At 62.1% G+C, this 7,336-nt stretch carries 7 protein-coding genes and 1 pseudogene; 7 read left to right on the plus strand and 1 reads right to left on the minus strand.

The window, feature by feature from the left end:
* Window positions 1–5 precede the first annotated feature (5 nt).
* The gene (locus N181_RS12675) at window positions 6–344 is read left to right on the plus strand and encodes a barstar family protein (protein WP_037396919.1); all 339 of its coding nucleotides are present in this window, start codon (window positions 6–8) and stop codon (window positions 342–344) included.
* 130 nt (window positions 345–474) lie between these two features.
* Window positions 475–2,630: pseudogene (gene ligA / locus N181_RS12680) on the plus strand (NAD-dependent DNA ligase LigA).
* 188 nt (window positions 2,631–2,818) lie between these two features.
* Here ligA and N181_RS12685 read toward each other — a convergent pair.
* Entirely contained in the window at window positions 2,819–3,223 is a 405-nt protein-coding gene (locus tag N181_RS12685; RefSeq protein ID WP_060563414.1) for a VOC family protein, read from the minus strand.
* 286 nt (window positions 3,224–3,509) lie between these two features.
* On the opposite strand from N181_RS12685, the gene panC reads away from it, so the two are divergent.
* From panC to N181_RS12710, 5 genes are all read left to right on the plus strand, one after another.
* Window positions 3,510–4,385, plus strand: coding sequence for a pantoate--beta-alanine ligase (gene panC / locus N181_RS12690; protein ID WP_037396909.1), 876 nt, complete (start codon window positions 3,510–3,512; stop codon window positions 4,383–4,385).
* A 2-nt stretch (window positions 4,386–4,387) separates the two neighbouring features.
* Window positions 4,388–5,209, plus strand: a complete 822-nt coding sequence (panB, locus tag N181_RS12695) for a 3-methyl-2-oxobutanoate hydroxymethyltransferase (RefSeq protein ID WP_037469262.1) — start codon at window positions 4,388–4,390, stop codon at window positions 5,207–5,209.
* A 278-nt stretch (window positions 5,210–5,487) separates the two neighbouring features.
* Window positions 5,488–6,204, plus strand: a complete 717-nt coding sequence (locus N181_RS12700) for an AzlC family ABC transporter permease (protein WP_037396901.1) — start codon at window positions 5,488–5,490, stop codon at window positions 6,202–6,204.
* Between the two features lie 3 nt (window positions 6,205–6,207).
* Window positions 6,208–6,516: an AzlD family protein gene (locus N181_RS12705; protein WP_037396897.1), complete on the plus strand. Its 309-nt coding sequence runs from the start codon at window positions 6,208–6,210 to the stop codon at window positions 6,514–6,516.
* 222 nt (window positions 6,517–6,738) lie between these two features.
* Window positions 6,739–6,978 (plus strand): hypothetical protein, encoded by a 240-nt coding sequence (locus N181_RS12710; protein WP_037396893.1) that lies wholly within the window; start codon window positions 6,739–6,741, stop codon window positions 6,976–6,978.
* Window positions 6,979–7,336 lie beyond the last annotated feature (358 nt).

Raw genomic sequence — 7,336 nt, forward strand, 5'->3', positions numbered from 1 at the left:
CGGACATGAGAACTAAATTTATCGCCATTCCTGCCAATGAAATCGTCGATTGGCAGAGTTTTCATTCCGTGTTCCAAACGGTGCTCGGTTTTCCCGCGTTCTACGGCCGCAATCTGGACGCTTGGATTGATTGTATGTCTTATCTCGACGACCCTTCGAGTGGGATGACGACCTTTTCCGTGGCGGTGGGTGAAGTCGCCGCGCTTCGGATCGATGATGCTGTGTCCTTCATGCGCCGGTGTCCGGAGCAATACGAAGCGCTGATTGAATGCACCGCCTCGGTGAACAATCGGAGTGTCACTGCCGGTCGCGAGCCAATTCTGACGTTGATGCTTATCGGTTAAAGGCGAGCATATTGTCGGTTGCGTTGACGGCCCCAAAGCATGCCGTCAGGACTGCTCGCGCCACCGGAAAGCGGCTTTTCTTTCTCGCAGGTTGTTCTACAAAACGACTCCCAATCCGGAGTCGCCATCCATGCTGAACGAGAAGAAACCCGTCGAGCAACTGACCGAAACGGAAGCGGCGGAGGAGCTCGCCTTCCTCGCGAGCGAGCTCGCCCGCCACGACGCGCTCTATCACGGACAGGATGCGCCGGAGATCTCGGATGCGGACTATGACGCCCTGAAGCGCCGCAATGATCTGATCGAGGATCGCTTTCCGGCGTTGATCCGCGAGGACAGCCCGTCGCGCAAGGTCGGCGCGGCGCCGTCGCTGACCTTTCAGCCGGTTGTCCATGCGCGGCCGATGCTCTCGCTCGACAACACCTTTTCCGACGAGGACGCCCGCGATTTCGTCGCCGGCGTCTACCGCTTCCTCGGCAAACTACCGGATCATTCCATCGCCTTCACGGCCGAGCCGAAGATCGACGGGCTTTCGATGTCGCTGCGCTACGAAAACCGGCGCCTGGTCACGGCGGCGACGCGTGGTGACGGTACGACCGGCGAGAACGTCACCGCCAATATCCGCACGATCCGGATGATCCCGCAGACCTTGCCGGCCGATGCGCCCGATGTTGTCGAAGTCCGCGGCGAAATCTATATGGCGAAATCCGATTTCGCCGCGCTCAATGCCGAAATGGCGGCGCAGGGTAGGCCGCTCTATGTCAATCCGCGTAACACCGCGTCCGGATCGCTCCGGCAGCTCGATGCGAAAGTGACGGCGAGCCGCAAGCTGCGCTTCTTCGCCTATGCGTGGGGCGAGATCTCCGCAATGCCGGCGGAGACGCAGTTCGGCATGGTCGAGACCTTCAAGGCCTGGGGATTCCCGGTCAATCCGCTGATGCAGCGCTTGTCTTCCGCAGACGAGCTGCTTCAGCACTATCACCATATCGAGCGCGAGCGGCCGGACCTCGACTACGATATCGACGGCGTCGTCTACAAGGTCGACCGCCTCGACCTGCAGGCGCGGTTGGGCTTCCGCTCGCGCAGCCCACGCTGGGCGACGGCGCACAAGTTCCCGGCCGAGCAGGCCTTCACGCGGCTGAAGGGCATCGACATCCAGGTCGGCCGCACCGGGGCGCTGACGCCGGTCGCGCGGCTGGAGCCGATCACGGTCGGCGGGGTCGTCGTCACCAACGCGACGCTTCACAATGAGGACTATATCCGCGGCATCGGCAACAGCGGCGAGCCGATCCGCGAAGGGCGCGACATCCGCATCGGCGACATGGTCATCGTCCAGCGGGCGGGGGACGTCATCCCGCAGATCGTCGACGTCGTGATGGACGAGCGGGCGGAGGGGGCGGAGCCTTACCGGTTCCCGGCCACATGCCCGGTCTGTGGCAGCCATGCGGTGCGCGATATCAACGAGAAGACCGGCAAGGTGGATGCGGTACGCCGCTGCACCGGCGGCTTCGTCTGCCGGGCCCAGGCCGTCGAGCACCTGAAGCACTTCGTGTCCCGGCACGCCTTCGACATAGAGGGACTTGGATCAAAGCAGATCGAGTTCTTTTTCGAGGCGGAAGATTCTGCGATGCAGATACGCACCGCTCCTGAGATTTTCACACTTAAGCGGCGGCAACAGAAGTCCGAGCTAACGAAGCTTGAAAACATCGATGGCTTTGGAAAGGTCAGCGTCGAGAAGCTCTTCGAAGCGATCGAAAAGCGCCGTACGATCGCGCTCCATCGCTTCATCTATGCGCTCGGCATCCGCCATGTCGGCGAGACGACGGCCAAGCTGCTGGCGCGCTCCTATGGCAGTTACGATCATTTCGGCGAAGCGATGGTCGAGGCGGGGAGCCTCGCCGGGGATGCCTGGAACGAGCTCAACAGTATCGAGGGTATCGGCGAGGTCGTCGCCCGCGCCATCGTCGAGTTCTACAAGGAGCCGCGCAATCTCAAGGTCGTGTCAGCCCTGCTTGAAGAGGTGAGGCCTGAAAGCGCCGAAAGCCGGTTGCGACGGACAGCCCCGTCGCCGGCAAGACGGTGGTCTTCACCGGGTCGCTTGAAAAAATGACGCGCGACGAGGCAAAGGCGAAGGCGGAAAGCCTCGGCGCCAAGGTGGCCGGTTCGGTCTCGAAGAAGACCGACATCGTGGTCGCCGGTCCCGGTGCCGGCTCGAAGCTCGACAAGGCCCGCGAACTTGGCGTTCAGACCATGGACGAGGACGCGTGGCTGGCGTTGATCGGCGGGTAGCCGATTTGCGCGCCCGCGTACAGCGCCGCGCGTCCAATCGGACACGCTAAGGTCGCTGTAGCACTTTGAAATGCTGCGTGATTCTTTAAATCGATTCCGATTTAAGGAATCATGCAGCAGCTTGAACGAAGAACGCCCGCGTGGGAGCGACCCGGCGGGCGTTCTTTCCTCGATGTCGGTCCGGCCGTTCAAGCCTGTTGTTGCGCCGTCATGTCCATCCACACGAATTCCCAGACGTGACCGTCGAGGTCCTGGAAACTGATGCCGTACATGAAGCCGTAGTCGATCGCCGGCTTCCACGGCTTGCCGCCGGCAGCGATCGCCTTTGCGAACCTGTCGTCGCATTCGTCCCGGCTCGCGGCGGAAAGCGCAGTGATGACCTCCGTGCCCTTCGCCGTGTCGCTGATCTCGCCGATGATGAAGCTGCGGAATTTCGGTTCGGTCAGGAGCATGGCGAAGATATTTTCGTCGATGACCATGCAGGCGGCGGTCTCGTCGGAAAACTGTTCGTTGAAGGTAAAGCCGAGAGCGGAGAAGAAGGCTCGGGAGGCCTTCAGGTCCTTGACGGGCAGGTTGACGAAAATCATGCGCATGGGGTGCTCCTCGTGAAGATGATTGATGTGCCAAGGACGAAGGCGAATGCTCGCTGCCGACAGGTGGGAGAGAAATTATCTGGCGCCATGTTTGCGGCTTTCAAGTGCCCGATCAGCCGAGGCCCGGCGATCCTTCGTCGGCCCAATTCCATTTGTGTTTTTGCGCCGCACAAGATAGAGGTTTGCAGCCAAAATTTGTGCAATTGCCTTTTCGCGGAGCTGGCTAGGCGCCATATCAGCGGAGCGGGGCGTGTCTCGCCGCCCCGGCGGATTGGAGGGTCCGGAGATGAAGACCATAACCAGCATCGCCGAGTTGCGCGCAGCCCTTGCCGAGTCCCGGCGCGCCGGCAAGACGATCGGCTTGGTGCCCACGATGGGCTATCTTCATGTCGGCCATATGGAACTCGTGCGTCGCGCCCGCGGCGAGAACGACGTGGTCGTCGCCAGTATTTTCGTCAACCCGCTGCAATTTGGACCCAACGAGGATCTCGCCAAGTATCCGCGCGACCTTGCCCGTGACGAGACGATGCTGACCGAAGGCGGCGTCGATTTTCTTTTCGCACCGGGCGTGGCCGACATGTTTCCGCATCCGATGGAGACGGTGGTTGACCTGCCGAAGCTGGGCTCCGAGCTCGAAGGCTCGGTTCGGCCCGGGCATTTCGCCGGCGTTGCGACGGTGGTCACCAAGCTCTTCAACATCGTCCAGCCGGATCGGGCCTATTTCGGGGAAAAGGATTTCCAGCAGCTCCAGATCATCCGCCGCATGGTCGAGGATCTCGCCCAGCCCGTTACCGTCGTCGGAGTCCCGACAGTGCGGGAAGCCGACGGGCTCGCCTGTTCGTCGCGCAACGTATATCTCACCACGGACGAGCGCCGGGCGGCGGCGATCGTGCCGAAGGCGCTGGACGAGGCCGATCGGTTGATCGCGAGCGGCGTCACCGACCCGGCCCTGGTCGAGAAGGGCGTCACAGAATTCCTTTCGAGCGAGCCGTTGGCGCGACCCGAGGTGGTGGCCTTGCGCGATCCGCAGACGCTCGAGCCGGTCAGCGAGATCGGCGAGAAGCCGGTGCTGCTCCTGCTCTTCGTCCGCTTCGGCGCGACGAAGCTGCTCGACAATCGCGTCATCGCCCCGAAATCCGCCCGTTTTGCAAAGGTTGCCTGAGAATGAGCGTCCAGACCACGAAGCGGCGGCTGAGCCCCGCCAGTATAGAATCCTTGAAGGGCGAGCGCCCGATCGTCAGCCTCACCGCCTACACGACGCCGATCGCCCGGCTGCTCGACCCGCATGTGGATTTCCTCCTCGTCGGCGATTCGCTCGGCATGGTGCTTTACGGCCTCGACACGACGGTCGGCGTCACCCTCGACATGATGATCGCCCATGGCCAGGCGGTGATGCGCGGCTCTGAACGCTCCTGCATCGTTATCGACCTTCCCTTCGGCTCCTATCAGGAATCGAAGGAACAGGCCTTCCGCAGTGCGGCGCGCATCCTGAAGGAAACCGGCTGCAGCGCTGTCAAGCTCGAGGGCGGGGCGGAAATGGCCGAGACCGTCGATTTCCTCGTCAGCCGCGGCATTCCGGTGCTTGGCCATGTCGGGCTGATGCCGCAACTGGTCAACACGACCGGCGGCTATCGCTCAGTCGGACGCAACGAGAAGGAAGTGGCGAAGATCCGCCGCGATGCCAAGGCGATCGATGATGCAGGAGCCTTTGCGATTGTGGTCGAAGGCACGGTCGAGCCGGTCGCCCGCGAGATTACCGCGACCCTGCGTTGCCCGACCATCGGCATTGGCGCATCGCCCGCCTGCGACGGCCAGATCCTCGTCTCCGACGACATGCTCGGCATTTTCAACGATTTCAAGCCGCGCTTCGTCAAGCATTTTGCCGAGCTCGCCCCGGCGATCTCGAAGGCTGTTGAGGACTATGCCAACGAGGTCAGGGCCCGCACCTTCCCGGGCATCGAGCATACGTTCCAGGTGAAGCGCTGAGCGCATGGGGCGAGCTTGCTGCGCATCCGTCGCGTAACTGGCCGATCCTGTGCGCAATTCCTCATCCCAGTCCTGTCACAGGGATCCCGCGTCGCTTCGGCGAGGGTGAGTGGGTACGAGCCCTTGGCGGCTCATGGGCGCTGGTCCAGCCATCAGAAAATTCAATCTGTGCATCAGTGTAATTGAATTGTAGCGGCCTGCGGCAGGGCCTATCTGTCCCGCACAAGGAGCTTTCGGGTGCGTCGGTCGCGCGCCGACGCTCCGACGGGAGGAATTCCATGAACAGAGATGAGTTCCGCGAAGGCCTGCGCGGCGGCTTCCCGATCATGGTGGCGGCGTCGCCCTTCGGCGCTTTGTTCGGGGCGCTGGCCGTCGACAACGGCTTTAGCATCGCCGATGCGGTGTTCATGAGCGCCGCGGTCTATGCCGGTGCAAGCCAGATGGTCGGCATCGAGCTGTTCGGCAACAATGTCCAGCCCTGGCTGGTGGTGCTCTCGGTTTTCGCCGTCAATTTCCGCCACGTGCTCTATTCGGCCTCGATCGCCAAACACATCCGCCACTTCACGCTGGTCCAGAAGTTCTTCGCCTTCTTCCTGCTCATCGATCCGCAATATGCGGAGAGCGAAAGGCGGGCCGAGCGCGGGCTTCCAGTCAGCTTCTCCTGGTATCTCGGCTTCGGCCTGATCATCTATTTCCCCTGGCTCGTCAACACGGCGATCGGCGCAGTCTTCGGGCAGCTGATCGGCGATCCGAAGGCGATCGGCCTCGATGTCCTCTTGCCGATCTATTTCCTCGGCCTGGTGCTCGGTTTCCGCCAGCGTGACCGCTTCCTTCCCGTTGTCGCGGCCAGCGCGGTTGCCTCGGTTGCCGCCATGCATTTCGTCGGTTCGCCCTGGCATGTCAGCATCGGCGCGCTCGCCGGCGTCCTGCTTGCCGCCTGCCTGCCGCAGGAACGGGAACCAGGTGAGATGCCTGCCATCGAAAAGGAGGCCTGAACCTTGGACGCCCAGCACCTCACCCTGATCTATCTGATCATCGCCGCGGCGGTCGCCACGTTCGCCACCCGGGTCGGCGGCTACGTCCTGATCACGCAGTTGAAACACATTCCTCCGCGCATCGAGGCGGCGCTGAACGCCGTTCCGGCCGCGGTGCTGACGACCCTGGTGGCGCCCGCCTTCGTCTATGGCGGCTTCGACGTGGCCACGTCGATGCTTGTCGCCTTTGCGGTCGGGCTCCGCCTCTCGTCGCTTCGGATGCTGCTCGTCGGCTGGATCGTGGTGATGGTGATCCGACACCTGATCCTGTAGGCTACTGCATGTCTCCTTGAATCGACCTCGATTTAAGGACAAAGACATGCAGCAATTCAAAATGCTACAGCGACCTTTGCGCGCCTGATAAGGCGCGCGGCGCTGTAGGGCGCCGGGCAGGGTGCGCGGCGCTTTCTGTTCAGCTTGGCGTAGAAACGGTCCTGGACTATCATTCCTTCAATGCCGGAGAGGCATGTGCCCTCCGGCTCCGGAGGAGCGACAATGATTATCAGGATTTCGATTGCCCTTATGCTGGCGCTCGCGCCGATGACCGCCTTTGCCAATCAGTGCCCCACGATGATGGCCGCTATCGACGCGGCTCTGCCGAACGCGTCCCTTTCCGACGCCGACATGGCCAAGGTCAAGGAATTGCGGGCGCAAGGCGAACAACTGCACCAGTCCGGCGATCACGCCGGTTCGCAGGCGGCACTCGGCGAGGCGAAGAAAATGCTCGGAATCTGAACGGAAAAGCCGGGTTCGTCCCGGCTTTTCAGCCTCCCCTACTGCATGTTTCCTTAAATCGTAGCCGAGGATAAAAACATGCAGCAATTCAAAGTGCTACAGCGACTTTGCGTGTCTTATAAGACGCGCGGCGCTGTCGTGGGCCGAGAAGGAAAATCGGCGGTTTGCGCGTAATCCAGTAAAATTCTCGGGTTACACGAGAGCGCCGGGGTGCCTATAACGGCGTTGTTGGTTGAGACATCGAAACCTCCCAACGGAGGCCCGGCTGCCCCCCTGTAGCCCCAGCCCACGCCGCCGGGCCTCCCTATCCACTAGAGCGTTTCATTGCTTGACTGAATCTGATGGGATTCCCTGCAGG

Origin of the sequence: Sinorhizobium fredii USDA 205, from assembly GCF_001461695.1 — a bacterium.
GTDB classification, from domain to species: Bacteria; Pseudomonadota; Alphaproteobacteria; order Rhizobiales; family Rhizobiaceae; genus Sinorhizobium; species Sinorhizobium fredii.